Origin of the sequence: Rhizobium sp. S163 (genome assembly GCF_030380805.1) — a bacterium.
Taxonomy (GTDB): Bacteria; Pseudomonadota; Alphaproteobacteria; order Rhizobiales; family Rhizobiaceae; genus Rhizobium.
The window spans coordinates 44,446-70,930 of record NZ_JAUDSA010000006.1; the positions used below are offsets into that span (position 1 = coordinate 44,446).

General features: G+C 60.0%; 28 protein-coding genes and 1 tRNA gene. 14 read left to right on the forward strand and 15 right to left on the reverse strand.

Going from position 1 to position 26,485, the window contains the following annotated elements; all coding sequences use genetic code 11:
• Positions 1-104 precede the first annotated feature (104 nt).
• The 9 genes from hutI to QTL96_RS08015 all read left to right on the forward strand — a co-directional run bounded on the left by hutI (position 105) and on the right by QTL96_RS08015 (position 10,755).
• Positions 105-1,367: an imidazolonepropionase gene (hutI, locus tag QTL96_RS07975; RefSeq protein ID WP_289727332.1), complete on the forward strand. Its 1,263-nt coding sequence runs from the start codon at positions 105-107 to the stop codon at positions 1,365-1,367.
• The gene (gene hutH / locus QTL96_RS07980; protein WP_289727333.1) at positions 1,364-2,899 is read left to right on the forward strand and encodes a histidine ammonia-lyase; all 1,536 of its coding nucleotides are present in this window, start codon (positions 1,364-1,366) and stop codon (positions 2,897-2,899) included. The genes hutI and hutH overlap by 4 nt, the downstream gene beginning before the upstream one ends.
• A 52-nt stretch (positions 2,900-2,951) precedes the next feature.
• Positions 2,952-3,749 (forward strand): N-formylglutamate deformylase, encoded by a 798-nt coding sequence (gene hutG / locus QTL96_RS07985; RefSeq protein ID WP_289727334.1) that lies wholly within the window; start codon positions 2,952-2,954, stop codon positions 3,747-3,749.
• A gap of 60 nt (positions 3,750-3,809) precedes the next feature.
• Positions 3,810-5,498 carry a urocanate hydratase gene (gene hutU, locus QTL96_RS07990; RefSeq protein ID WP_113197973.1) on the forward strand — a complete coding sequence of 563 codons (1,689 nt, stop codon included), beginning with the start codon at positions 3,810-3,812 and terminating at the stop codon, positions 5,496-5,498.
• A gap of 170 nt (positions 5,499-5,668) precedes the next feature.
• Positions 5,669-6,253, forward strand: coding sequence for a HutD family protein (locus QTL96_RS07995; protein WP_289727335.1), 585 nt, complete (start codon positions 5,669-5,671; stop codon positions 6,251-6,253).
• 189 nt (positions 6,254-6,442) lie between these two features.
• Positions 6,443-7,468, forward strand: a complete 1,026-nt coding sequence (tauA, locus tag QTL96_RS08000; RefSeq protein ID WP_289727336.1) for a taurine ABC transporter substrate-binding protein — start codon at positions 6,443-6,445, stop codon at positions 7,466-7,468.
• A gap of 64 nt (positions 7,469-7,532) precedes the next feature.
• Positions 7,533-8,324 (forward strand): ABC transporter ATP-binding protein, encoded by a 792-nt coding sequence (locus tag QTL96_RS08005; protein ID WP_112973556.1) that lies wholly within the window; start codon positions 7,533-7,535, stop codon positions 8,322-8,324.
• The gene (locus tag QTL96_RS08010) at positions 8,321-9,175 is read left to right on the forward strand and encodes an ABC transporter permease subunit (protein ID WP_289727337.1); all 855 of its coding nucleotides are present in this window, start codon (positions 8,321-8,323) and stop codon (positions 9,173-9,175) included. Before QTL96_RS08005 ends, QTL96_RS08010 begins: the two co-directional genes overlap by 4 nt.
• Before the next feature lie 101 nt (positions 9,176-9,276).
• On the forward strand, positions 9,277-10,755 hold the full coding sequence (locus tag QTL96_RS08015) for an FAD/NAD(P)-binding protein (protein ID WP_289727338.1): 1,479 nt from the start codon (positions 9,277-9,279) through the stop codon (positions 10,753-10,755).
• Positions 10,756-10,780: 25 nt separating this feature from the next.
• Here the strand turns inward: QTL96_RS08015 and QTL96_RS08020 are convergent, their stop codons facing one another.
• The 5 genes from QTL96_RS08020 to QTL96_RS08040 all read right to left on the reverse strand — a co-directional run bounded on the left by QTL96_RS08020 (position 10,781) and on the right by QTL96_RS08040 (position 15,449).
• Positions 10,781-11,311 carry a hypothetical protein gene (locus tag QTL96_RS08020; RefSeq protein WP_289727339.1) on the reverse strand — a complete coding sequence of 177 codons (531 nt, stop codon included), beginning with the start codon at positions 11,309-11,311 and terminating at the stop codon, positions 10,781-10,783.
• 115 nt (positions 11,312-11,426) lie between these two features.
• Complete coding sequence (locus tag QTL96_RS08025; RefSeq protein WP_289727340.1) at positions 11,427-12,443, reverse strand: GGDEF domain-containing protein; 1,017 nt, start codon at positions 12,441-12,443, stop codon at positions 11,427-11,429.
• A 506-nt stretch (positions 12,444-12,949) separates the two neighbouring features.
• Positions 12,950-13,213: a DUF2934 domain-containing protein gene (locus tag QTL96_RS08030; RefSeq protein ID WP_289727341.1), complete on the reverse strand. Its 264-nt coding sequence runs from the start codon at positions 13,211-13,213 to the stop codon at positions 12,950-12,952.
• Between the two features lie 129 nt (positions 13,214-13,342).
• The gene (locus QTL96_RS08035) at positions 13,343-14,422 is read right to left on the reverse strand and encodes a Gfo/Idh/MocA family oxidoreductase (RefSeq protein WP_289727342.1); all 1,080 of its coding nucleotides are present in this window, start codon (positions 14,420-14,422) and stop codon (positions 13,343-13,345) included.
• A 1-nt stretch (position 14,423) separates the two neighbouring features.
• Positions 14,424-15,449, reverse strand: coding sequence for a Gfo/Idh/MocA family oxidoreductase (locus tag QTL96_RS08040; RefSeq protein WP_289727343.1), 1,026 nt, complete (start codon positions 15,447-15,449; stop codon positions 14,424-14,426).
• Between the two features lie 796 nt (positions 15,450-16,245).
• On the opposite strand from QTL96_RS08040, the gene QTL96_RS08045 reads away from it, so the two are divergent.
• Together QTL96_RS08045 and QTL96_RS08050 are read left to right on the forward strand one after the other, a co-directional pair.
• On the forward strand, positions 16,246-16,791 hold the full coding sequence (locus QTL96_RS08045) for a hypothetical protein (RefSeq protein WP_289727344.1): 546 nt from the start codon (positions 16,246-16,248) through the stop codon (positions 16,789-16,791).
• A gap of 81 nt (positions 16,792-16,872) precedes the next feature.
• A complete protein-coding gene (locus QTL96_RS08050; protein ID WP_289727345.1) occupies positions 16,873-18,249 on the forward strand; it encodes an FRG domain-containing protein in 1,377 nt (458 codons plus the stop codon).
• A 404-nt stretch (positions 18,250-18,653) separates the two neighbouring features.
• Here QTL96_RS08050 and QTL96_RS08055 read toward each other — a convergent pair whose 3' ends face one another.
• From QTL96_RS08055 to QTL96_RS08065, 3 genes are all read right to left on the reverse strand, one after another.
• Positions 18,654-18,842, reverse strand: coding sequence for a hypothetical protein (locus QTL96_RS08055; protein WP_289727346.1), 189 nt, complete (start codon positions 18,840-18,842; stop codon positions 18,654-18,656).
• The gene (locus tag QTL96_RS08060) at positions 18,839-19,060 is read right to left on the reverse strand and encodes a hypothetical protein (RefSeq protein ID WP_289727347.1); all 222 of its coding nucleotides are present in this window, start codon (positions 19,058-19,060) and stop codon (positions 18,839-18,841) included. The genes QTL96_RS08055 and QTL96_RS08060 overlap by 4 nt, the downstream gene beginning before the upstream one ends.
• Positions 19,061-19,424: 364 nt before the next feature.
• Positions 19,425-19,500: transfer RNA gene (locus QTL96_RS08065), tRNA-Ile, on the reverse strand.
• A 335-nt stretch (positions 19,501-19,835) separates the two neighbouring features.
• On the opposite strand from QTL96_RS08065, the gene QTL96_RS08070 reads away from it, so the two are divergent.
• A complete protein-coding gene (locus QTL96_RS08070; RefSeq protein ID WP_289727348.1) occupies positions 19,836-20,033 on the forward strand; it encodes a hypothetical protein in 198 nt (65 codons plus the stop codon).
• Positions 20,034-20,324: 291 nt separating this feature from the next.
• Here QTL96_RS08070 and QTL96_RS08075 read toward each other — a convergent pair whose 3' ends face one another.
• From QTL96_RS08075 to QTL96_RS08095, 5 genes are all read right to left on the reverse strand, one after another.
• A complete protein-coding gene (locus QTL96_RS08075; protein WP_289727349.1) occupies positions 20,325-20,651 on the reverse strand; it encodes a hypothetical protein in 327 nt (108 codons plus the stop codon).
• 77 nt (positions 20,652-20,728) lie between these two features.
• A complete protein-coding gene (locus QTL96_RS08080; RefSeq protein ID WP_289727421.1) occupies positions 20,729-21,439 on the reverse strand; it encodes a hypothetical protein in 711 nt (236 codons plus the stop codon).
• A 50-nt stretch (positions 21,440-21,489) separates the two neighbouring features.
• Entirely contained in the window at positions 21,490-21,765 is a 276-nt protein-coding gene (locus QTL96_RS08085) for a hypothetical protein (protein ID WP_289727350.1), read from the reverse strand.
• Between the two features lie 28 nt (positions 21,766-21,793).
• A complete protein-coding gene (locus QTL96_RS08090; RefSeq protein WP_289727351.1) occupies positions 21,794-22,273 on the reverse strand; it encodes a DUF992 domain-containing protein in 480 nt (159 codons plus the stop codon).
• A 15-nt stretch (positions 22,274-22,288) separates the two neighbouring features.
• Positions 22,289-22,609: a hypothetical protein gene (locus QTL96_RS08095; RefSeq protein ID WP_354669121.1), complete on the reverse strand. Its 321-nt coding sequence runs from the start codon at positions 22,607-22,609 to the stop codon at positions 22,289-22,291.
• Between the two features lie 168 nt (positions 22,610-22,777).
• Between QTL96_RS08095 and QTL96_RS08100 the strand changes: the two genes are divergently transcribed.
• The gene (locus tag QTL96_RS08100) at positions 22,778-23,887 is read left to right on the forward strand and encodes a L,D-transpeptidase (RefSeq protein ID WP_289727352.1); all 1,110 of its coding nucleotides are present in this window, start codon (positions 22,778-22,780) and stop codon (positions 23,885-23,887) included.
• Positions 23,888-23,912: 25 nt separating this feature from the next.
• Complete coding sequence (locus QTL96_RS08105) at positions 23,913-25,397, forward strand: long-chain fatty acid--CoA ligase (RefSeq protein WP_289727353.1); 1,485 nt, start codon at positions 23,913-23,915, stop codon at positions 25,395-25,397.
• Positions 25,398-25,501: 104 nt separating this feature from the next.
• Here the strand turns inward: QTL96_RS08105 and QTL96_RS08110 are convergent, their stop codons facing one another.
• Both QTL96_RS08110 and QTL96_RS08115 read right to left on the reverse strand, forming a co-directional pair.
• Entirely contained in the window at positions 25,502-25,705 is a 204-nt protein-coding gene (locus tag QTL96_RS08110) for a hypothetical protein (RefSeq protein WP_289727354.1), read from the reverse strand.
• An 8-nt stretch (positions 25,706-25,713) separates the two neighbouring features.
• A complete protein-coding gene (locus QTL96_RS08115) occupies positions 25,714-25,896 on the reverse strand; it encodes a hypothetical protein (RefSeq protein ID WP_289727355.1) in 183 nt (60 codons plus the stop codon).
• Positions 25,897-26,485: the final 589 nt, after the last annotated feature.

Sequence of the window (26,485 nt, forward strand, 5' to 3'; positions counted from 1 at the left end):
TGGCGAAGGCGCCTCTTTCTTTTCCAGAGATACGCCCAAATTTTTCCTTGTCACCTGTTTATTATGTATATACATGTTGAGGCATAAGGAAAGGCGCAAAGCTGATGAACGGGAACAATTTTTCAGATGAGCAGGGATCTGGTGAGCGGCGTCCGCACCTGTGGCGCAATGCGCGCCTGGCAACGCTTGCCCCGCATAAAGACGGCCTCGGCGTCATCGAAAAGGGAGCGATTGTCGTCGAATTGGGCCGTATCACCTTTGCCGGCCCGGAAACCGAGTTGCCGATCCTGGCGATCGAACGCGCCGAGATCACCGATCTCGAAGGTCGCTGGGTGACGCCAGGTCTCATCGATTGCCACACCCACATCGTCTATGGCGGCAACCGCGCCCGCGAGTTCGAGATGCGCCTGGAAGGCGCTACCTATGAGGAAGTCGCCCGCGCCGGCGGCGGCATCGTTTCCTCGGTCAAAGCCACCAATGCCCTTTCCGTCGATGGCCTCGTGGCCGCCTCGCTCCCCCGCCTTGACACGCTGCTGTCCGAGGGAATGACAACGATCGAGATCAAGTCCGGTTACGGTCTGAACATCGAGGCCGAGCTAAAGATGCTGCGCGCCGCCCGTGCGCTGGGCAATATTCGCCCGGTCCGCGTCGTAACCTCCTATCTTGGCGCCCATGCTACGCCGGTCGAGTACAAGGGCCGCAACGGCGATTACATCACTGATGTCGTGTTGCCCGGCCTCGAGCAGGCGCATGCCGAGGGCCTTGTCGATGCCGTCGACGGCTTCTGCGAGGGCATCGCCTTCTCAGTCGAGGAAATGCGCCGCGTCTTCGATCGCGCCCAGAGCCTCGGCCTCCCGGTCAAAATCCATGCCGAGCAGTTGTCCAACCTGGGCGGCGCTCGGCTAGCGGCCTCGTATCTGGCGTTGTCGGCCGACCATCTCGAATATCTGACCGCTGACGATGCCGTTGTCATGGCCGCGGCTGCAACCGTCGCCGTGCTTTTGCCGGGCGCCTTTTACGCGATCAACGAAAAGCAGAAACCGCCGGTCAAGGCACTGCGCGAGGCCGGCGCCCACATCGCCATCGCCACCGACTGCAACCCCGGCACCTCGCCGCTGACCTCGTTGCTGCTCACCATGAACATGTCGGCCACCCTGTTCGGCCTCACCGTCGAGGAGTGCATTGCAGGCGTCACCCGGGAAGGCGCGCGTGCCCTTGGGCTCCTCGACGAAACCGGCACGCTCGAAGCCGGAAAATCCGCCGATTTCGCGATCTGGGATGTCGAGAGCCTCGCTGAGCTCGTCTACCGCATCGGCTTCAACCCGCTTCACGCACACGTCTTCAAGGGCGAAAGGATCGACCGTTGACCATCACTCTTAATCCCGGCTCCGTATCGCTCAAGCATCTGGAAACGATCTACTGGACCGGCGAGCCGGCCGTGCTCGACCGTTCCTTCGACGCCGGCATCAACAAGGCCGCCGCCCGTATCGCCGAGATCGCCGCCGGCAATGCGCCGGTCTATGGCATCAATACCGGCTTCGGAAAGCTCGCCTCGATCAAAATCGACAGCGCCGATGTCGCCACGCTCCAGCGCAATCTCATCCTGTCGCATTGCTGCGGCGTTGGCGCACCTCTTGGTGAGAACATCGTCCGCCTCATCATGGCTTTGAAGCTTGTCTCGCTCGGCCGCGGCGCCTCTGGCGTGCGGCTGGAATTGGTGCGGCTGATCGAAGGCATGCTGGAAAAGGGCGTCATTCCCGTCATTCCCGAAAAGGGCTCCGTTGGCGCCTCTGGCGACCTTGCACCGCTGGCGCATATGGCTGCCGTGATGATGGGCGAGGCAGAAGCCTTCTACAAGGGCGAGCGCCTTGAGGGTGCTGCAGCACTCGACAAGGCCGGGCTGACGCCGGTGGTTCTCGCAGCCAAGGAGGGCCTGGCCCTGATCAACGGCACGCAGACCTCAACCGCGTTGGCGCTCGCTGGTCTCTTTCGCGCCCACCGCGCCGCCCAGGCCGCGCTGATTACCGGCGCGATGTCGACCGATGCGGCCATGGGGTCCTCGGCACCGTTCCATCCCGATATTCACACGCTGCGCGGCCACAAGGGCCAGATCGACACCGCCGGTGCGCTGCGCGCACTTCTCGACAACTCGGTCATCCGCCAGAGCCACATCGAGGGCGACGAGCGCGTCCAGGATCCCTATTGCATCCGCTGCCAGCCGCAAGTCGATGGCGCCTGCCTGGACCTGCTTCGCTCGGTCGCCCGGACGCTGGAGATCGAGGCGAACGCAGTCACCGACAACCCGCTGGTTCTGTCTGACAACTCCGTCGTCTCCGGCGGCAATTTCCACGCCGAACCCGTCGCTTTTGCCGCTGACCAGATCGCCATCGCCGTTTGCGAGATCGGCGCCATCGCCCAGCGTCGCATTGCCCTTCTCGTCGATCCCGCCCTCTCCTACGGCCTACCAGCCTTCCTCGCCAAGAAGCCCGGCCTCAACTCCGGCCTGATGATCGCGGAAGTCACATCGGCAGCACTGATGTCGGAAAATAAGCAGATGTCGCATCCGGCCTCGGTGGATTCGACCCCGACCTCGGCCAACCAGGAAGACCACGTCTCCATGGCCTGCCACGGCGCACGACGCCTGCTGCAAATGACCGACAATCTCTTTTCGATCATCGGCATCGAGGCACTGACGGCAGCCCAGGGTGTCGAATTCCGCTCCCCGCTCGCCACCAGCCCTGAACTTGCCAGCGCCATCGCCGCGATCCGCGCAGTCGTACCGACGCTTGAAGTTGACCGCTACATGGCGGGTGATCTGCAGGCGGCCAGCGATCTGGTGGCATCGGGTGGGCTCAACGCGGCGGTATCTTCCGGCATCTTGCCGGTGCTGGAGGGATGAAAACGATGTGCCACGACGCACCCAGCCCGGCCATCAGCGGAGCCTTCAGCCAATGACCACCCACCAGATCCGCCAGGGCACATCCCCTGTCATCCTTGCCTTCCCGCATACCGGAACCGACGTGCCGGCCGGCATCTGGGAGCGCCTGAACGACAACGGCAGGCTGCTTGCCGACACCGACTGGCACATCCACGACCTTTATGATGGCCTCATTGACGGCGTGACGACCGTGCGCGCCACCTTCCACCGCTACGTCATCGACGCCAACCGCGATCCATCGGGAACGAGTCTCTATCCTGGCCAGAACACAACCGGGCTGGTGCCCGCTACGGATTTCGACGGCCTTTCGATCTGGAAGGAGGGCCAGGCACCGAATGAGGCTGATATCGGGGAGCGCCTGCGCGATTTTCACGCACCCTATCATGCCGGCCTTGCGGCCGAAATCGAGCGGGTGAAGGCAATCCACGGTATCGCTATCCTCTATGACTGCCACTCGATCCGCTCGCACATTCCCTTCCTGTTCGAGGGCAAGCTGCCGGATTTCAATATTGGCACGGACATGGGCAAGACCTGCGACGCAAGGATCGAGGAGGCAGCTGTCGCGGTCGCCGGCGCCGCCGAGGGTTATGACAGCATCCTCAACGGTCGCTTCAAGGGCGGCTGGACGACACGTCACTATGGCCGACCTGAGACCGGCGTACACGCAATCCAGATGGAGCTGGCACAGTCCACGCACCTTCAGAGCGAAATTCCGCCATTTGCCTATGACGGTGCCAAGGCCAATCGCCTGCGCATCCATCTGAAAGACATCCTGGAGCGCATCGCCGCGATCGGGCAGAACATCAAATAACAAGCCTCAGACAGCAAGCCTGAAACAATACGCCATCCAACCCGGATAAGGGGAACCGCAATGACCAGCAATCCACGTCATAACATTCGCGATGTCAGAAGCCCGCGCGGGCCCGAGCTCAATGCAAAGAGCTGGATGACCGAAGCGCCTTTGCGCATGCTGATGAACAACCTCGACCCGGACGTGGCGGAAAACCCGCACGAACTTGTGGTCTATGGTGGCATCGGCCGTGCGGCGCGTACGTGGGCCGATTTCGACCAGATCGTTGCAACGCTGAAGACACTGACGGAAGAAGAGACGCTTCTTGTCCAATCCGGCAAGCCGGTCGGCGTGTTCCGCACCCACAAGGATGCCCCGCGCGTCTTGATCGCCAATTCCAACCTCGTGCCGCACTGGGCGACCTGGGATCATTTCAACGAGCTGGATAAGAAGGGTCTTGCCATGTACGGCCAGATGACCGCCGGCTCGTGGATCTATATCGGCACTCAAGGGATCGTACAGGGCACCTACGAGACCTTCGTCGAAGCCGGCCGCCAGCACTATAATGGCGACCTCAAGGGCAAGTGGATCCTGACGGGTGGTCTCGGTGGGATGGGTGGCGCGCAGCCGCTCGCAGCCGTCATGGCCGGCGCCTGCTGCCTCGCAGTCGAAAGCGACGAGACGCGCATCGATTTTCGCCTACGCACCCGTTATGTCGACGCCAAGGCCAAGTCGCTGGATGAGGCGCTTGCGATGATCGCCGAATGGACGGCGAAGGGCGAAGCCAAGTCGGTCGGCCTGCTTGGCAATGCCGCCGAAATCTTCCCGGAACTCGTGGCCCGCATGAAATCAGGCGGCTCGCGTCCCGATATCGTCACCGACCAGACCTCGGCGCATGACCCGCTCAATGGGTATCTGCCGATCGGCTGGACCGTTGCCGAGCACAAGGCCAAGCGGGAAAGCGATCCGAAGGCGGTAGAGGCCGCCGCCCGCGCCTCGATGAAGAAGCACGTCGAAGCCATGGTTGCCTTCTGGGATGCCGGCGTGCCGACGCTCGATTACGGCAACAACATCCGCCAGGTCGCCAAGGATGAGGGTCTCGAAAACGCTTTCGCCTTCCCGGGCTTCGTGCCGGCCTATATCCGCCCACTGTTTTGCCGCGGCATCGGCCCGTTCCGCTGGGCAGCCCTTTCGGGCGACCCTGAAGATATCTACAAGACCGACGCCAAGGTGAAGGAGCTGCTGCCCGACAACAAGCACCTGCACAACTGGCTCGACATGGCGCGTGAGCGCATCTCCTTCCAGGGCCTGCCGGCGCGCATTTGCTGGGTCGGCCTCGGTGATCGCCACCGCCTGGCGCTGGCCTTCAACGAAATGGTCAAGAACGGAGAACTCTCGGCCCCCGTCGTCATCGGACGCGACCATCTCGACAGTGGCTCGGTCGCCTCGCCAAACCGCGAGACGGAAGCGATGAAGGACGGTTCGGACGCCGTGTCCGACTGGCCGCTCCTCAACGCGCTCCTCAATACCGCATCCGGCGCCACCTGGGTGTCGCTGCATCACGGCGGCGGCGTCGGCATGGGCTTCAGCCAGCATTCGGGCGTAGTCATCTGCGCCGATGGCTCCGACGACGCGGCAAAGCGGCTTGAGCGCGTGCTGTGGAACGATCCTGCGACCGGCGTCATGCGCCACGCCGACGCCGGCTACGACATCGCCATTGATTGCGCCAAGGACAAGGGCCTGCGTCTGCCGGGCATTCTCGGAAACTGACGATGCAAAAACCGGGCCTCAGCCGAGAACGAGGCCCGGTTCTTGAAGCAGGGTCTCATCCCCTTGCTCGCGGTGCCGGGCGTGTCTCTCGCCAGGCCCCCATACACTTTGAACGCAGACATCAGCTGTTAGGCGCTGCGCGCCTGTCACTCGCAAGCACCGGAGATCGCATGACCCGCGCCACAATCCTTGCTGCCAGTCGCTACCGCCGCATGCCGTGGAAGAACGGTGGTGGGGAGACGGTGGAGATCGCGATTTCACCCGCAGGCTCTGCACTTTCAGACTTCGATTGGCGCATCAGCATGGCAACGGTTGCAACCGATGGACCGTTTTCGATCTTCCCCGGTATCGACAGGACCTTGTCGATCCTCGATGGCGAAGGAATGTCGCTTGAAATCGGCGGCAGCGCGCCGGTTGCTCTGACGCAGACGAGCGCCCCGCTCGCCTTCCCCGCCGATGTCCCGGTGTCGGCAACGCTCAAATCCGGACCGATCACCGATCTTAATGTCATGACCCGGCGTGGCGGCATGGGACACCAGGTCGAGCGTCTTGTTGTCGATGGCGAGCTCAAATTTTCCGGTGCGGCTGATACGCTGCTCGTCTTTTGCCATCGCGGCACACTTAAAGTGGCTTGGACGGACGGCCAGGCCTCACTTGGTGAGGGCGATACGGTGCTGCTGCAGGATGCAACAGGCACGCCACTCGAAATCGATGGGCAAGCCGTTTGCTACGTCATCACGATCGACGCCGCCTGACGGACGCCAGACGCGGCCTTCTCACGACAAGCCGCAATCGTCCGCCCACCAAATCAGACGCAAAACAATATTGTCAGCATAGTCTATAAAATAGATAGTTTTATCTGTGTGCCGATCATGGGCCGCCTTAGTGTTTTGCCGTCGAAACAAGTTGAGCCGACGCAAAGGCGCGGCATCTGGGGGCGAAACATGAACATCAAGGGTCTTATTGCAGGACTAACGGCAGGACTTACACTTGGCGTGGCTGTCGTAGCCGCGCCGTTCTTGGCACAGGCAGCCGACAAGAAGGTCGTCGTTGCCTACCAGACGGACGCATTGCCGTCGTCGGTCGCCATCGCCAATGGCGAGTTCGCCAAGGCGACAGGCTATGACATTGACTTCCGCAAGTTCAATTCGGGCGCAGAGATCTTCGCAGCAATCGCTTCCGGCGACGTACAGGTCGGTTATGTCGGCTCCAGCCCGTTCGCGGCCGCCACCTCGCGGGGCCTCGCCGTCAAGGCCTTCTACCTCTCGTCGATCTCGGGCATCGACGAGGCGCTCGTTGTCCGCGACGGTTCGGGCATTTCCTCGCTCGACGACCTGAAGGGCAAGAAGCTTGCCGCGGCCCCCGTCTCCACCGACCACTACCAGCTTCTCGCGCTGATCAAATCGCTTGGCCTCAGCGAGAAGGATGTACAGGTCTTCGCCATTCCGCAGCCCGAGATCGTCGCCAGCTACAATCGCGGCGACATCGATGGCGGCTTCGTCTGGGATCCGGCGCTCACCGAATTGAAGAAGAAGGGTAAAGTGCTGGTCACCTCCAAGGATGTTGCCGACAAGGGTGCACCAACCTTTTCCGCATGGGTCGCAGCGTCGAAATTCGCCGATGAGAACCCGGCCTTCCTGAAGGGATTTGCCGGTGTGATCAACACCTATTACGCCTCCTTTGCCAAGGACAAGAAGGCCTGGGAGGCCGACAGCGAAAACGCCAAGCTGCTTGCCAAGGCGCTCGGCGGCACGCCCGAACAGCAGGCGGCGGCGCTGAAGAACCTGACGCTTCTGACGCCGGACGTCCAGGCATCCGAAGCATGGCTCGGTGGCGGCGAAAAGGCTGGTGCGGCCAAGATCCTCAAGGACACCGCCACTTTCCTCAAGGAACAGGGCAAGGTCAGCGAAGTGCTGCCGAGCTACGCTGCCTTCGTTACCGCCGACGCGCTCAGCAATCCGAGCAACTAAACCATCGCGGCAATGACGCTGGCGCGATCCGCGCCGGCGTCCCTACTTTTCAAAGAGACCTGACATGCTCAAAGTCGATCACGCGAGCGTCTACTTCAAGACACGAGACGGCAAAACGGTCCATGCGCTCGACCGCGTCTCGCTCGCCATTCCCGAAAACAGCCTCATTGTGGCGCTCGGCGCTTCCGGCTGCGGCAAGTCCACGCTGCTCAACGCCATTGCCGGTTTCCTGCCACTGTCTGAAGGCACGATAACGCTCGATGGGCGACCCGTGACATCGCCCGGTGCCGATCGTGGCGTCGTGTTCCAGAAGGACACGCTGCTCCCCTGGAAAACGGTAATCGACAACGTCGCCCTCGGCCTCAAATTCGCCGGCGTGCCGAAAAGCGTCCGACGCGAACGCGCCGAGCGACTGTTGCACCTGGTCGGCCTCAAGGACTTCGCCGCAGCTTTCCCTTACGAGCTCTCAGGAGGCATGCGCCAGCGCGTTGGTATCGCAAGAGCGCTCGCGACTGAACCCGCTGTGCTCCTGATGGACGAACCTTTTGGCGCGCTCGACAGCCTGACGCGAGAGCAGATGCAGGAACTGCTGGTCTCGATCTGGAAAGAGACGCATACCCGCATCTTCTTTATCACCCACTCGATCGAGGAAGCGCTGTTTCTCGGCACCCAGGTCGTGGTGATGTCCCCGCGCCCCGGCCGCATCGTTGCCCGCTTCGATCTAGACTTCGTGCGCCGCTTCGCCGAGACCGGTGACGCCAGGGCGGTGAAGACATCGCCGGAATTCGCCAATCTGCGCGAGGAAATCCGCGACATCCTGCATGGATCGGAAGAGCTGAGGAGTGCCGCCGAATGAGCGATTTCACCGAAACCGGCCGCGTCGTCATCGGCTCGCCTGCCGAACAGCCGAAGCTCGTCAAGATGAAAGGCTTCGGCGCCGGCGAAAAGCCGACTGTGCTGATCAGCATTGCAACCGCGCTTGTGCTTCTGGCTGCCTGGTGGCTCGTCGCCAAACTGGCGCTGGTTCCGCATCTCTTCCTGCCGACGCCGCAGGAGGTCTGGACGCAGGTGGGTGCAATCTACAATGACGGTTATGCCGGCGCCTCGCTTTACGAGCATGTCTCCGCAAGCCTTTTTCGCATCGTCACCGCCGCCGCTATCGCCACCGTCGTCGGCATTCCCGTTGGTCTGCTCATGGGGCTGAACCGCTGGATCAAGGGCGTGCTGGATACGCCCATCGAGTTCTACTGGCCGCTGCCGCCGCTTGCCTATCTGCCGTTGATGATCATCTGGCTCGGCATTGGCGAGACCTCCAAGGTAACGCTCCTGGTGCTCGCCATGTTCGCGCCGATCTGCCTCTCGGCGCAGGCTGGCGTCCGCTCGCTGCCGATCGAGCGCGTCAACGCCGCCCGGTCGCTTGGTGCCGGTCCCTGGCAGATCCTCGTCAGCATCGTGCTCCCCTCGGCGCTGCCGGAAATCTTGACGGGGCTGAGGATCGCGCTCGGCATCGGCTGGGGCACGCTGGTCGCCGCCGAGCTCATCGCCTCCACCCGTGGGATCGGCTACATGATCATGTCGGCGTCGCAGTTCCTGGCGACCGACGTCGTCTTCGTCGGCATCGGCATCATCGCCGCCTGCGCCTTCTCATTTAGCGCCGCGATCCGCATCCTAGAAGCCGTGCTGGTGCCGTGGAAGGGGAAGAGCTAGCATCCGCAACAGTTCATCTCCCCTTCGCGGGGATCGGGTACTCTACCCGTGAACAAGCTTCGGCCGCCGTTGCCAGACGCCCGGCCGATGCCTAGATTGCGATGCCGCAGACAGACCGAAATGGACAGCAGATCTTGAATGACGACGATACCTTCCCTTCCCCGGCGGAACTGAGCGGTACGCGCCGCCGGCCGCTGGTCGCCATTATCGGCGGCGGCATTTCGGGCGCGGGTGTCGCCTATCACCTGGCGCTCGCGGGGCGGGATCGGCCGCCTGCGATCACCGTCTTCGAGCCGCGTGCTGAGCTTGGCCGTGGCCTCGCCTATGACACGAACGACCCCGCGCACCGCATCAACGTGCCAGCAGCCAGAATGAGCCTTCTGCCGGAGCATCCCGGAGATTTCCTCGAATGGATCGAGCTTAACGATGCGATCGCCGACGACCCCGCCGCACGTCGCGCCGATGGTGCGATCTTTCCGCGCCGTGAGTTGTTCGGCCGATACGTGGCAGCAGCCTTGCTGCCGCTGGTCGAGACCGGCGCCGTCAGGCACCGACGAGCGGTCGTCACCGATGTCGAGCGCGACGGCGCCTTCTGGCGGATTTCCGATAGCCAGGGCGGCCAGACCTTCGCGGACTATCTCGTGATTGCGACAAGCCACCCCTCACCATCGCCACCCTTGGCGCTGCTGGCGCTTGCCGGTCATCCGAAATTCGTCGCCGATTCCACCGTTCCGGGCGCGCTTTATGCCATCGACCCTGATGATCGCCTCCTCGTCGTCGGCAACGGACTGACGGCAGCAGACGTCGTGGCGTCGCTAGAGATCACAGGACATCGCGGCCCGGTCACGTCGATCTCCCGGCGAGGCTTGAGGTCGCGGGGCCACCCCGCGGTCGCGCAGGATCCGTTTGGCGCGTTCGAGACGGTGCCGGTGGAGAGCGCCACCCAGCTCTTGCGCCTCTTGCGCCGCACCATCAGCGAGGCCGAACAAGCGGGGCTCACATGGCATGCCGTACTCGATCAGGTGCGTGGTCACGGGCACGCGATCTGGCGGGCACTGCCTGTGTCGGAACGCCGCCGGATCGTCCGCCACCTTCGTCCCTTCTGGGACGTGCACCGCTTCCGCATCGCGCCGCAGGTGGAGGAGGTTCTGGACCGCGCGGTCGCCAACGGCCGCATGGAAGTGCTGGCCGCCTCCGTCGCGAGCATTAGGCGTAAGGGCGATGATATCGGCGTCGTGCTGCGACAGCGCAACGGCGGGCTGCTGGAACGGGTCTACGATGCGGTGGTCGCCGCCACCGGCCCTGCCCATGGCGTTATCCTGAACAGCCAGCCGTGGCTCGCGAAGCTACGCGATCTCGGCCACCTTGGGTTGGATCCGACCGGGCTGGGCATCGCCTGTAACCTCTCGTCTGAAGCGCTTGCCGCCGACGGCCGGCCGGAGCCGACATTGCTGATATCAGGTCCCCTGGCGCGCGGCGCGTTCGGCGAGCTGATGGGCCTGCCGCAGATCACCGAACACGCGGTCTTCGTCGCGAGCGAGATTGATCGAAAAGTCGAGAAAGATCTCGAACAGAATTGATATCGCTTGATAAACGATAACTACCTTATCGAGCGGCACCCTCGGCGAATGCCTCAAGCTCGGGGTCAAAATCGACCTCAACGACATTGTTGAAGACGGCGGTGGCGATCATGATGCCGGCGAAAGCGACGAGATTGACCAGCGTCTTGGCGTCGTAGCGCTGCTTCAGCGCAACCCAGATTTCGCTCGGGATGGCGTTGGAATCAGCGACGATCGCCTTGCCGAACGCGTCGAGCAGCGCCTCTTCCTCGGAGAGCTCAAGAGCATCCGGATCGAAGCCGTTGTTGATCAGCGCGCGGCGGAAAAAGGTGATGGCGATCTTCGACTTGCAGGCCTTCGAAATTGCGTGGGAGAAAATCCAGATCGGCCGGTCGCTGATTGCGGCCAGCTCGGCGCGCAGCGTGAACCATTCCGCATAGATGCGATGCGCCTGTGGCGAGTGCAGCAGCGTCCGCTTCATGTTTGTCATCCGGCCGCGAACCCTGACTTCCTCGTCGTGGGCCGAGCGGATCTCTGCGGAAGCCGTGTCGTAGTCAATCTGCGGAATATGGCTCATGTCTCGGTGCTCGTTTGATCATGTCGATGCCAAGCTGTTAGCTCAAAAGCGCATGCTGTGAAAAGCGACAAGCGGCCGCACGTGATCACACATTCAGGAGAAACTTGCCGGTGCCCTAAGCCGCGTGGGTCTGCGACGCAAACGACGGATGGGCTAGGCTGAAGCGGTTTCGGCCTCCGCTCTTGGCGGCGTAGAGCGCGCCGTCGGCGGCCGCGAAGATGTCCTTCGGTGCAAGATAGCCCGCGGCCATCGCCACGCCGACCGAGCCTCCGATGCCGATATGGCGACCATCCTCGCCGCAGGATGCGGCAAGCGCAGTGACGATCGAGCTGGCGATACGGGCCGCCTCGTCGCTCGACCCACAGCGATGAAGCACGGCGAATTCGTCACCACCGATGCGCGCCACCAGCTCGGCGCTGCCGAGCACGGATCGCAGGCAGTTGGCCGCCACGCGCAGGCATTGGTCGCCGGCCTGATGGCCGAGCCGGTCGTTGACCTGCTTGAAACCATCGAGATCAACGAGGAACAGCACGACAGTCTGACGTGACGCCTCGGTCGTGCACAACGTCTCGAAGGTGGATTGGAACTGAACGCGGTTCGGCAGGCTGGTCAGGAGGTCGAACTCCGCCAGATAGCGGATCTCGTCAAAAAGCTTCTTTTCGGCGGTAATATCCTGCTTCATCCCAAATATGCGGACCGGGCGGTCACCCTCGCATTCGACCGTGGCGGTGATCCGGATCCAGCGGTGATTGCCCTTGGCCGTAATGATCTCGGCATCCAGACTGAAGCCGGACCGATCCTTGATCGCCCGATCACGCAGCATGGTCAGTTCGATGCGCGATCGCTCGGTATAAAGCTTTACGGTCTCGTCACGATTGAGCGGGTGGCCGATGGGTAGGTCGAACAGCTCGTAGACCATGTCGGTCCATACCAAGGTCTCGTCTGGAAGACTACATTCCCACACGCCGATACGGGCAGCGCGCGACGAGTGATCGAACAGCTTCTTCAGGTGGACGAGTTCGGCGGATGTGTCGGTGGAAATCGCGTCGGCGCCGATCTCGGGGCGATCAGGACGAGCGCACAGGCGTCCCGTAAGCCGTGACCTGACTTCGCGTACAATCGATGAGAACATTCGCCGCCTCTGCCATGCAAGAAGGCGATCATGCCTTCCACTGTGCATATTCTTCAGCAAAGGTTTACGTTGTACTCCAGAGGTTGCTTTCCCACTGGAATAGAGTGGAAACAGATGATCGTGCCTAAGGAAGCCTTAACGAGCGGCGCCGCCGAATGGCAGCTGTGTGCCAACATCGTCGAAAAGATCATTCGTCACGCCGAACACCTTCGTCGATGATATTCCGCTGCGCAATGATCCGATCAACGCGCTCTCGCAGCTTCGCATCCTGCCATATCGCCCATAGTGCCAGAAGAATGACCAGTAGACACAGCAGACGGAATATCCAAAGTGCTCCAACCGGTCCCAATATGGCGACAATCATTACAGACCGTCGTGACGAGCTTATATCGTCGATCAGCAGAAGAACCAAAGCCGAGGCGGCAATGACTGGAATGGCAATGAATCTTAGGCTGCAAAGTCTTTTCATAGCACCACAGATCACGCCGACGACTGGCTGGAACTAATCAGCTTGCCGAACGGCGAGAGGACGTTGATTTCCCCGGTGTCTCGGAGCGATCGTCGCGGTCCGCTTCGCGCATGATCCGGCCCATCGTCTTCAAGCGCTCGATCAGGTCGCGGCCATCGGCGGAGGCTCGCGTCCGCTCCAGCATCTGATACTCGCGGGCCGCCTGTTGCCAATGCTCGCCGCCGCGCCCATCGGGCCGGCCTTCCGCTTCCCACAGCGCATAGGCGCGCTGATTGATCCAATCGTCTTTACTCAAAAACATGAAAGACCTCGAACAACGGATTATGAAAATCAATAGCTCAGAGGCTGACAAATGGAGCTTAGGAAGTCGTTACTTCAGCACGACTTTCATCGCCTCAACAACGATATTCTTCGTTGGCCTTCTCTTTGGCTAACGGGCACCCTCGGGTAGCCAGGAATGGTAAAGCGTGTGGTCGGGAAGGATCGGCAGGGATGTCGGCAGTCCGGTGCGTTGCGACTGGTAGGCGGCGGTGACCAACTCCAGCGAATTGCGAGCGTCGGCAAGCGTCACTGGCGGATCTTCGTTGCGCATCAGTGCATGATAGAAGAGCTCGAACTGGCGGGTATAGCCATCCTCCTTGACCTCGAAGCGGGCGAGCGCGGCATCCACCTTCTCCTGGTGCTCGTCGTTGCCCGCCTTGAAGGTCCAGGGATCGCGGCCCATCGTATAGGGCTCGACAATGCTGTCGGCCACCAGATTTCGGAAGCAGAACCGCAGGCGCGAGATCTCTTCGCGCGAGCCGAGCGTCATCGACAGGCTGGCGAGCGATCCGTTCTTCATTTTCAACGAAAGTGCTGCGGTGTCTTCGACCTCGATCGGATTGACCAACGTGCTGCCAAAGCAAAAGAGTTCGGCGCAGGGACCGTGAATGTAGTTCAGCATGTCATGGGCGTGGATGGCGTGCCCGAGCAGACCGCCGCCAAGCTCAGTTGCCCATTTGCCGCGCCAGGGCACGGCGTAGTAATCCGGACCGCGCCACCAATGGGTCTCGATTGTCGTCAAAAACGCCTCGCCGGCAAGCCCGAGATCGATCAGCATCTTCAGCTTCTGAAGACCGGAGCCGTAGCGATACTGGAAGATCGGCATCAGATTCGGGCCGTTCGCCTTGGCGACGATGCCGGCCATCTCGTCCACTTCGGCAATCGAACCGAACAACGGCTTCTCGCAGATGACATGCTTGCCGGCCTCAATTGCCTTGCGGCAGAGGTCAAAATGCGAGCTCGGCGGCGTGCAGATGTCAATGATATCGAGATCGGCGCGGCAAATCATTGCCTCGGCATCCTGGGTATACTCAGGGATTGCGAACTCCTCGCAAAGCGCCTTGCCCCGGTCCGCATCGAGCGAACACAGAACCACGACGTCGAACAGCTCCTTGTTCCAGGCGAAACCGGCCAGATGGCGAGCGGCGATACCAGCCCCGATCACGCCTACGCGAAATTTCCTGCTCATATCAGCGCCCCTGCCCGTCGCCCTTGCCGATCCTGACTGCATTCGCCTGCGCCTCCAGAGAGAGCCGGCAAACCTCAAAGACGTGCGCCTGCGACATCGCCGTCTGCGTGCGGTCGCGCACGTCAACAAGGAGCGCCTCGAAATACTCGAGCTTCTCGTCGCTGCAATCGATGTGGGTCATCTCTTTGCCGTTGACGAGGAAGAGGTGATCCTTGCCGGGGCGACCAGTGATGTCGATGTATTTGCGCAGCTCGATATAGCCTTCGGTCCCAAGAATAGTGAGACGACCATCGCCCCATGTCGGCAGGGCCTCGGGTGTGAACCAATCGACGCGGATGTAGCCGGAGCCCTTGTCGGAGCGCAGAAGCACCTCACCGAAATCTTGGAAAGCCGGCCTGTCGGGCATGCCGAAATTGCCGATCGAGCTTGCAGCAACCATGGCCGATGTCGAACCGGTGTAAAACAGAAACTGATCGACCTGGTGTGAAGCGATGTCTACGATGATACCACCGAATTTCTCCGGGTCGAAGAACCAGTCGGGCCGCGTCGGTAGTTGCAACCGGTGCGGCCCCATACCGAGCGTCTGGATGACGGTGCCGATCGCACCCGCTTTGACCAGCTTGCCGGCCTTGACTGCTGAGCGCACGCAATGACGTTCGGAAAAGCAGATCGAGAAGATCCGGCCTGTCTCGGCCACCGTGTCTTTCACCGCCTGCAGCTGCGCTGATGTCGTCACGCCGGGCTTGTCAGTCATCACGTCCTTGCCGGCCTTCATGGCGCGGATGGCGAGATCCGCCCGGTCGGCCGGGATCGCCGCGATGCAAATCACGTCGACTGACGGATCGGCCAATAACTGCTCACGGTCGATCTGCGGTGCATCGGGATAGGTTTTCTCGAACATCTCGCGAATGGCAGGAACGGATGTCTTCGGGCAATAGCCGACGAATTCGGCGCCGGCGGCCAGCAATCCCTTCACATGATCGAAGGTATGCCCATGGTCGATCCCGACAACGGCAAATCTCAACATAAAAACGCGTCCTCCTCACTTGCGATGTAAAGCTCGACATACACCGAGCTTCACCGCACTCCTCGCGACAAGACAGACAGCGAAAGCGATTTCCTGTCAAGATCGCGCAACCGGCCCGGCTCGTCGAAAGTAGACTTAACCATCTGTTTTTAATCAATAATATTTGTATCTAAATAGTTATTTATCACAGCAACCAGATCAAGACGACATCATCAGCCGTGCATTGACATGGTAAGGCCGCGGAGGTTTGAACCCACAGGAGCTACTCTTCCCTTTTTTCGCGTTAGGTTTGAACCTAGCGTTTTTCACGCTTTAGTCCAACGCCGGCTGACGGAGGCCTGCCATCGGTCGGCACCGCGGCGTTCGTGGCGGCGAAAACTGCAGCGCCGGATGTGACGAGATCGTTCGTGCGACGGATCGTTCAGTGGAAATGGAAATCTCGACTCGATCGAGCAGCAAGTACCGCTCGCACAGGCGTCTACTGAACTACTGGGTATGGACGACTTTCGTGGCGATACTACAGCGTCGCGCGGGCCTTGCTGGCTCCCGACGAAGGGACGCTGACAATCCTAGGGACGGAAGACGGTTAGGCTGCAGCGTTGCTGTCGGCAATCATGGCCTCCATTAAGGCCGCGGAGGCTTGAATGACTGTGAGTACGCGCCGCGCCTAAAAGATGAGAGAACGTGCATTCAACTTTGTCTGCAATCTGTGCTCTGCCTCCCCATGCCAACAGAACACGAGAAACAGTTCGGCGCCTATCGCGCCGATCTATCAAGAGGGGAGCATGAACTCACAATGACGGCGACCGACGGCACCGGCCTGAAGCAAGCCTCAGGTTCAGAACTCCTCAGTCTATACACGCATCAACACAACATGGCGGACAGCAATCTCGCGGTAGAACGGGACATCACGGTTAAAAACTTTATGGCCTTTGGAACGGTGCTGCTGCTTCAGACAGGCTTCTTTGCAACGCACTTGAAGCCCCACGTAATCATTGCCGTTTGTGGTCTCGTGATAATGAGTATCGCGCTAGCTGCGCGTGCGATGATTATCTTCTACGGCAAATATAGTAGCCGTCTTTTCGCGCTCGCTTCGATCTATCGTAAGGCTTACCTAAGAGGGCGCGATGGACTCTACATCATCGACAGGGTCGACCGCCTGCAGGACTCCGGGCGATTGCCCGACGCTGAACACCTTTCGCTGAAGGAGTATTTCACCCACTGGGGGGCATTGGCGACCATCAATACGATCCCCGCGATCATCGGCGCTATCCTGACGATTGTGGGTGCGGCGATTTGGCATACCGATGTCAATCCATGGGATCTGATGGTTGCAAGATGATGCTCATCATCCTGAAGTCGACCTATAGTGCCGCACCTCTTCGATGTTTAGGTCGTCGACCGCACGGAAGGAGTAAACGCCATGTTCAACCTTATAATGTTGTACGATGGATCGGACTGGCAGGCGCCACTCAATACGATCCGCACGGCAACCTTTCCCCTAGCGCGTCTATTTGAGTATACGATCCCCGACATCGAGGGGCAGTTTACACCCGTAGTCGCTTCCTCGCTGGCGCGCCTCGCAGGTCTCCCAACGGTATTCATGACCGAGCTTCAGTCGGACCGACAGAAGCCGGGCGGAACAGTTTGGGTAAAGATCGGTCGGGTTTTCGCCTTGTCCATCGAGAGCACCGAGATCCGATATTCCTTCGTGATTGAACGTGATTTCGGTCCTCGGACGGTTCCCGATCTCAAGCCGTTCGAGAACGCCTTCGGGATGGGAAAGCTCGAGATCCATCGCAGCCATTGGGCAGTCAAGAGCCATGATGTTGTCGGCGCGCTGCGGGCAGCCGATCTTCTGACTCAAAATGAAGATTGGCCTGCCCCCGCACTGAGCCTCGCAGTGCCGTTGAACCCAGCTCCACCGTTGCCAGTGGAGCCAAGGCCGGCATCCACCGTTGTCGAGAACCTTGAACAGTTCATACAGGTCGTGATGACCTTGGAAGTGCCATCTGATCACGAAGTTTTCTACCGAGGTCACTCGGACTCCCGCTACAAGCTCGAGCCATCCCTTTATCGGAAAACGGCCTCGGGCGAGTATAAATATCTTCAGAACGAAGCGCGCATGATTCTGGAACTATTAAGTGCTCAGTCCTCCGCGTTCAGCAGTGACGCCTATATGCTGGATCGACTCGTACGCATGCAGCATTTCGGCCTCCCAACACGACTGCTGGACGTGACTTCGAACCCACTCGTGGGGCTTTATTTTTGCTGCTCCACGGCCCAATTCGACCAATCCGACAACGAATTGGACGGGGAGGTCATCATCCTCGCGACGCCGAAGGATCATGTTCGCTTCTTCGAGTCCGACACTGTTAGCTGCATCGCAAACCTTGCGATGCTCGAGGAGCAGGCGAAAGACCGTTTGGATACAGGCCGGTCACTCGAGGATTTCAACCTACTACCTGAGTGCGGGAGGCTGTTGCACTTCATCAGACGTGAGAAGCCGTATTTCGAGGCCCGCATAGTGCCGAGCGATCTGGAAAGCATTCAATTCGTTCGCGGCAGAAGCACACATGAGCGTATCATGTCGCAATCAGGCGCCTTTCTCATCTTTGGCAAAGACGCCGTCCTTCCCGAGACCGGGCACAGCGGGCTCAACATCAGGCGCGTCACGGTGAGAAACAAGCAGTCGATCCTCGAACAGTTGGCCAAGCTGAACATCAAGTCCAGCACAATCTATCCTGGCCTCGAGAAGACCACCGCAGAGATTGCCAAGCAGTACGAGCTCCTCGGGTAAGGCATGGGATGTCTGTGGACTGATTGGTGGGCCCGGAGGAACCAAGGAATTGGCCTTAGAGCGTTGTTATCGCTCAGCTTTCTTCCCTGGTCAAGCGTGCCGTACCAACACCCATACCAACACTTTTTTGGGATTGCATGGGATTTCTGTGGACTATTTACCTGTTCGGCCACCGCATCCGCAATGGCAGGGCCCCGCATCACCGCGAGGCATATCTTGCCAAACCAGCTGGTACGGAGCGGTAGTTACTTCGCGGTTCGGACGATAAAGGCCGTGCATACCCTTAGCGTGTGCGTCCGTCACGCAACCCATTGGACCTGGAAGGCCCGTGCGCACGTTAAGTCTCATGTCCCGACTCTGACCGTCGAGGGGACCGCCTGTCAGGCGGACTTTGACTTTCACACTCATGGCATCGCCCTCCGGGAGCGTTCAGCCTCCCATGCAGCCTTACGCGCCGTCTGATAATCGCGATCGAAGAAACGCCCCTGAGCCATTCGCGATTCTGCGTCTGCAATCTCAAATCGGACAATCGTATAGCTGACGGAGGCAAGGTAGGCGGGGTCCTCCCAGGCGGCGTAGTATTTCCTTTTCATGGAACCAACCTCCTGCCCTCGGCAGAGGCACGCACAAAATCCCAAAGCGACTCGTACGCGTCCTCGGTTGCGGAATGGAGTTTTTGCTCCTTTTTCCTCTGGCGGTCGTTCATGCCGACAGGCGCGATAGCGTCCCACTCGTCTTGTTCCTTTGACGCCGTTACGTAAGTCCTAAGCCTCGCCCTGAAATCCGCCTCTAGCAATTCGCGATCTTCCAATTTCCTTTCCTAGGCGGGTCATGCCCGCGTCTGTGGGTGTGGTTTGATTCTACATCACGGCCAGAAGCATATTCAACTGATTGTGGAATATCCGACGATCAGCCAGCGCCTCGGATGAGACGGCTGTACCAACAATTTTCAAAGGTGCCGGGGATAGGTGGGACTCGAACCCGTAGTAACTCAGGACTCGGAATATTAGCGGTGCAGCAGATTCGTCAACGTTTTGAATCGCTTAGGAGAATCTGAAAGTTGTTGGTACGATGGCTTGTGGGTACTTTCATACCAACAATCGTACCAACATTTTTCAGGAGCTGGACCCATATCAGGTCGCTAAGTCATTGATTTTATTGGAGAAAAAAGTCGATGGTGGGCCCGGCAGGACTCGAACCTGCAACCAATCGGTTATGAGCCGACGGCTCTAACCATTGAGCTACAGGCCCGCCTCCGCCTTCTGTATCGTGCTTAGCGCGTGGGATCAATGAGGGCGCGAGACGGGCGGCGATTCCGCTGGATCACGACCTGTTCCGCAACTCTGCCTCTCGACAGCCAATGTTCCGCTTTTCAGGAGAGAAGGGAGCAAAGGCAAGAATCCGGCAGCCGCATAGCCGCGTTTCGGTGTCTATATTGTCCCTCGACGGCGCCTTTGCACGCGCTGTCCCGCTGCCCCTCTATACCGCTTGTTCCAGTTGGAGCCCTTCCCCCGCTTCCGAGGATCAAACCACTCTCCACCGTAACGGTCTAGGAAGCCCTGCGCGTTCGCCTTGGTAGCGAAGCAATGCACGACACAGCTCTTGTCTTCGAACGTGACAAAGTGAAACCGCTGGCAGCGAAGCAAGCGGTTTCCGTGGCAGAAATCGTCCTGCTCCGCGCCAAGCTTGCCAAGGAACAGCTCGGCAAGGTGCGCGATCTGATGAGGCCAGCTTCTATCAATGCCAGCCGGTGTGAGTTCACCTTTGCGTCGGGTCATCGGTAATTGTTCTTGTTTTGTTCGTCAAAGTCAAGTGGAAGGGAGCCTTCCACGACCACATGGCGGAACACGCCAGCTAGTGCCGCGCTACGTTGCGTCGCGCGAAACAGCAAAACCATCCGTCCGCGTCGTACCTACCGGCATCGGTCAAGCCGCCGCTGACCATCGCAATGGCCTCCTCCGCCTCATAAGCGTCGGGAGCATTCTCACGCACGAGCCGAATAATCACCGCCATTGGGAGTCCCGCGAGGAGATCTAACGATGGGGTCGAGATCGCAAATCTGTAAAGTTCATGGCTCATCGCGCGAGGATGCATACGCTGATGAGGATGCCGGAAACCGCGATCGGTTCGCCGTGTAGTCCAAGCGATCTGTAGAGGATGCGCAAGGCGGAAGCACCTTGCTGTGCGAACGGCATGGATTCCGATTTGATGATCGATCCAGGAGGGCCAGCGAGTTCGCCGTTTTCCGGTTGATAGAAATGGTCGTCCGCCTTTGCGGGGCCGTTGTAGAACACCACCCACATGGCGAGCGCCGCCAATGTGTATCCGACGATTAGTCGAAGCGTTTCCCTGATGCCGATGCGTCGGCGCTTGGAAGGCTCGATGTAACGAATGCGTGTCATGACGGCGATCCAGAAAGGCATCAGGTTTGTTAGATTAGAACAGGTGTGAAAGGGGCGGCCGAAGCCGCCCGGTCCTGTTACTGCCACTGCCCATCAGGCAGGCGACCATGGTAAGGGGTATCACGGCAATGACCCCATGGGCCGAGCCACCAGCCCGGAGGGCATGCCGCGGCGACTGGCGGGTAATACGCGGGCGGATAGTATGGCGCGACGTAGCGTGGAGCTGCCAGATCCGCACCAATAGCGGCGCCCGAAGCTGCGCCGAGCGCGTACCAGCCAGCATTGTTCCAGCCGCGCCAATGGTCGATAAAGAGAGCCGCCGGGCCAGATGTGCCAGACAGGTTCCCTTCCAGCACAGAAACGTCGAACGTCAGCGTCGCGCCATCAAGCTTGGGAGACTTGAGTGTGACCACGGCGTCGCTGACATTCGACCCGCCGCCAAGAACCGAAACCGTTGCGTTCGGCGGATCCTTGTCGAAACTGTCAGCGCCAGCGCCCCATTGCTTGACGATTTCGTCGGTCGCGATGTGTCCGGCTGCGCGTGTCGGACGATCGGAAAAGATGATCGAGTTGGCGGCAACCCCCGTCAGGACCAGCTTGTCGCCTTCCAGCTTCGCACCGTCGGCGTTGACGACAAGAAGCGATGCGACAGGCGCCTGCTGGCTGACCTGACCCACGGTTTTTTGCAGGGGCACATGCGGTGCCTTGGCCATATCCTGGCCCAGCGCGGTTCCCGCCAGCAGCGTGAGCGAGCCGGCCAACAGCAGTGCTACTTTATTCATGCGCATCATTGTCGAATTCCTTTTTGAGTACCGTTGCGTTGCGGAAGGCTCGGAGATCAGCCGCCACCGTGTTCGGCTGCATAGTCGATGCCGGCCTGGACTTCGGCCATGGCCTGCATGACCAGTTCGGCAGCGCGTTCTTTGTGTCCGCCCTTGTTCGGGGTCGCGCGGTGAAGCGAATTCAGTGCATTCTGGAGCTGGCGCAATGCAGCATCCATATTGCCTTGATCCGCCATGGCAGGAGACGATACGAGGGCAGCAGCCGAGCCTGCGGCGAGCACAACGCCTGCAGCTGCAAGCATGTTTCTGCGTGAAAGTGTGAAGTCGGTCATTTCAGTTCTCCAAGTTTGCGAGGGTTCTTCAGTTGGCGGCTGTCAGGGTGACCTTGGCAACGCCGGTTGCGATGTTGATGCCGGTCTCACCGTCGACGGAGATCGGCTGTAGCGAAAACGATTGATTGCTACCGCCGACCAGAGCGTTTGCTCCGGCGCCTACTCCGAGCGCGGCACCTGCGGCGACGCCGACATACGTGCCCGCAAGTGCACCCTGCGCAATACCGCGCGTTGCTGACGCGACGCCCCAGATCAGGTGCCCTTGATCGACCTTGCCGATCTCGACACCGTACTCGTCGATGTTACCGACATAGGTCTCAGATTGGCCGCCGTCCGGCTTGAACTGGCAGGTCAGCGATTGCTTGCGAGCGAGGATTTCGCCGATGCCCTTCGACACGTCACAGGACAGGATACCGATCTTGGCAACGTCTGCATGGCCGGGGACAACAGAGGCGGCCACCAGGGCCAGTGCGAGCGCAAGTCCGCCAGAGAGTTTCGAAACAGTCATCTGTCGGCTCTCCGTTTACTTCCACATGCCGTTGGGCAGACGACCGTGATAGGGCGTGTTGCGGCAATGGCCCCAAGGACCGCGCCAGTAGCCGGGCGGGCACGCGTTACTGGCGACGGGACGCTCCTGGTAGTAGCCGTTCGGAAGACGACCGTAGAATGGGGTGGTGCGGCAACCGCCATAAGGACCGCGCCACGCATTGGGGCCGCAGCCGCCGGCGACCAGCGTGATCTCTGACGGCGCCTCGATCGTCGGCATCAGCGGCGCTGCGGTAGACATAGACGGTGCTGCGAACAGTGCGGCAGCGCCGAGGATGACTGCAAATTTCGTGTTCATGTTCACTCCAGATGTGTTGAATGCTGCGGGCGGTTACGCTCGCTCGATGTGCATTTCGATTGGACTGCTGTTGAATGCTGGTCTGTCGGACGATCGTCGTCTTTGGGAGAGCGTCGGCTGCCGACCGGAGTGCGTCCCAGACCATCAGTGGCCAGTCGATGTGCTCCGATGGCCGGGGGATTAGCCGATATCGATCCATTGCCGCATCACCACTTCTGGGTATGCGATGAAAACGGGATCAGATTATTTCGCTCCCATCGGCCGACACAGGGCAAAAATCAGACATTGGAGCAGGCAATGACATTTACAACGACGCGCAGGACACTGCTTGCGGGCATCGGGGTCGCCCTTTTGCCGACATCGCTTTTCGCGCAATCAAGCGCCCTCATTGAGATCGAAAATCTGCGGCCGGGAGAATTTACTTGGCACCCTGATCGATCACCGAATGGGCCGGTCGCTGTCATCGTCTCCCTGCCGCGTCAGCTCGTTCATGTCTATCGCAACGGCATACGCATCGCAGTATCTACATGCTCCAGCGGCAAGGCGGGCCATGAAACGCCGACTGGCGTCTTCGTCGTCCTACAAAAAGACGCGATGCACGAATCCAACATCTATAGTGACGCGCCGATGCCGAACATGAACAGGCTTACCTGGTCGGGGATCGCTCTTCATGCCGGGAACTTGCCTGGCTATCCCGCCTCGCACGGATGCGTGCGCCTCCCGCTGGCCTTTTCGCAAGACCTCTTCACGGTAACCCACCTCGGAACGCCAGTCATCATCGCTGGCGCGACAGACGCGCCTGGGCTGATCGACCCCGGCCTCGTCCTTGGAGGGGGAGCGGCAGGACAGTTCGACCAGGCGGTGGTCGCTAAGGACGGGCCGAAGCATCCGGCAGACTGGGCTGCCTCAGAAGTTCACCCGATTGTCTCGGTGATTGCATCGTCGGCGGACAGCAAGATCATGCTCATCGAAAATGACGAGTTGAAGGGAGAGGCGCCGCTATCGATCGATGGCGGAGGAAAGCTTGGTAGCCGCGTGTTCACGATGCAGAGCATCGACCCTACGACGGGCCCGCAATGGGTCGACGTCGCTCGAGGGGGAGCGGAACCCGCCGCAGCGTTTTCCGCAGACGCCCGTTTGATCAAAAGCCTGCATACGACCGATGAGTTCGCGGGGCTCATGCGATCCTCGCTTCAACTTGGTTCCGTTCTGGTTCTCACCGACGCGCCTTTATACCCGGACACACGCACCGGAAAAGACTTCGTCATCATGTCGTGAGCTGCCACGCCTGGCTGGAGAGAGTATGACCTACATTGAAACGCTCATCCGAACCCTGGAGGAAGCGCCAGCCGAAAGACCGGTACTTCGTTTCCAAAACAGGGATATGACTGCTTCCAAGTTCCTGGACCTGATCAGCGGTTTGGTCGACCGGCTCTCCATTTACGGTATCGCTCCGGGACACCTGGTGGGGATCATCGCACCGAACAGGCCCGAAGCACTGGCGACGCGATATGCCGCTCACCTGCTTGGTGCGGCAACATGCTTCCTTTCGTCACCCTCCAAAGCCGAGGTGAGGAAGCAGTTGATCCACGACATCGCTCCCGACCTCCTCGTCGCCTTCCCCGGAACCGATCATCTGGTGCCCACTGGCATGGATTGCGCTACGCTGGTTGTCGACATCGACGTCGTCGTTGGCGCGCAACGGAGACCGTTTGTGTCCCTGGCTCAGAATGACGACCTGGCTGTCGTGGTATCGTCGGGTGGCAGCACGGGCGTGCCAAAGGGAAGCTGTCGCGATTTCAGATCCTACACCCATGCCGTCAGCGCAGTAAGTCGTCCAGATCGTCGCCAACTCATCAACGGCCCCTTGGCTTATCTCTCCCAAATCCTTGTCGATGTGACGCTGATGAACGGCGGATATGTCGTCATGCGGAACTGCTTTGACGCCGCCGATACGCTTGCACAGATCGAGAGCCAGAAAATCACCGACCTGTTTCTGGTCGAACCGCAACTGTTCGAGCTTATAGACCATGCTGATGTTGCGATGACTGACCTGTCTTCGTTGCGCTACCTCGTTCATATCGGTGCGTCGGCACCCGAGGTACTTCGCAAACGCGCCTTCGCCAACCTCGGATCGCGCCTGATGCACACATATGGCGCAAGCGAGATGGGCCTGGTCAGTGCCCTGTCCCGGGACGACTACGATCAAGACTTCACGAGCGCGGGACGCCTGATGGCCGGCGTCGCCGTGCGACTGCGGGGATTGGACGGGGCTCTGACGGATCGGTGGACGCCCGGTATCATCGAAGTCAACGCGCCGGGGATGGCTCAGGGATATAGAAATCGGGCCGATCTGGCGACAAAGGCATTCGAAGGGGGTTGGTATCGGTCAGGTGACCTTGGTTATCTTGATGACCAAGGACGCCTTCACATCATGGGTCGGGCGACGGAAATCGAAAAGATCGGTACGCGTTGGATTACACCGACCATGATGGAAAACGTTCTATGCGAGCTTGCTTGTGTTCGCTACGCCATTGTCCTGATCGACCTTGCGCAGAACCGGCGTATTGCAGCGATCGAACCGAGACCGGCCGGCGCTCTGGGCGAAGATCAATGCCGCCGCGTTATCGAGGAACGCTTCTCGCGTGAGATAGCCAACTCCATGGAGTTTCTCGCCTACACGCGCGTGCCACGTACTGAACAGGGGAAGCCAGACAGAGCTCAAATATGGGCGGATGCCAACTATGCGCCGAAACTATCCGCATCAGAATCGCTCGAACGAAGGTAAACGGGGAAGATGAATTCTATCTTCTAAGTTCCGACCTATCTTCTCGACAAGTCTTATCCCTCAACCTGGATGCAAGGGTAAATCTCCAGCGAGCGCGTAGAAGGTTATGCGGTATTGTCGTTAAAGGGCAAACCTCGGCTTTGCCAAGTATCGCGCAGAATGTCCTCGAGGTCCTCAACGCTGAATTCGTCGAAATTAGCCCAGAGCTGAACTGCGAGCGAGCTGAGATCTGCAATCGTCTCCGGCTCGGCTTCGGCAGCTGCGGCCAGGGCTTCAACGCGCTGGCGGAGGTCGTCTTGCTCGGTCATCGACCACCTCACAGAGCCGCGCCGGTGATGGGATTGACGATCGGTCGCTCGCTCTCATCCTTGCTCCCTGCGGGCTGGACTGTCGTCGGGGCAAGCGAGCCCTTATCGGCGCCCTCAGGCTTTTCCGAAAGCGGTTTAACATCCTTTGGGCGACGCTGCTCGGGCGTGGCATTGGTATCGTTGGTACCCATCATGTCCTCGCTATGTATAACACATCTGCGATCAAACGACCGTGGTGATCGGAACGCTGCGGTGTGGCCTGTCGAACCTCAAGATAACCCATTCGTCGGTCGATCAGTTCCATTACGCCGCGTTCAATGGCAGCCGATTTGGCCGCCTGCAGAAACCGGGCTGACTGTTGTGGCCGCCAGTCGCCCAGACGGGCGGATCGCTCCTGTCCATTGAAACCAAGGTCGACATATGGCGGTGACCGCCATCCACGCGCCTTGAATGATCGATGACCCAGCCATCTGTAATCCGGCACTCCAAGCTGAGCAAATATGTCCCGTTGGGTGCCCCTCTCGACCTGAAGACCAGCATCGCCGGACAATCCAGTCTCCAATGAGTTGATGCCTGGCGCGGTAACACGTTCGGCCAAGCCGCTGCGCGAGGCCCGAGGCCTATCCGGCTTTAGCTGCGCGTTGGATAACATTCTGTTCACGAATTCACGCTAGCTTTGAAGCGTCACGGGGATGAGATACCGAGATGGAGATTAGAGAGGCTGTGTTTGTTGATAGTCGCAGCCCCTCGCCTTCTGCCAAAGACACAGCTCCGACCGCC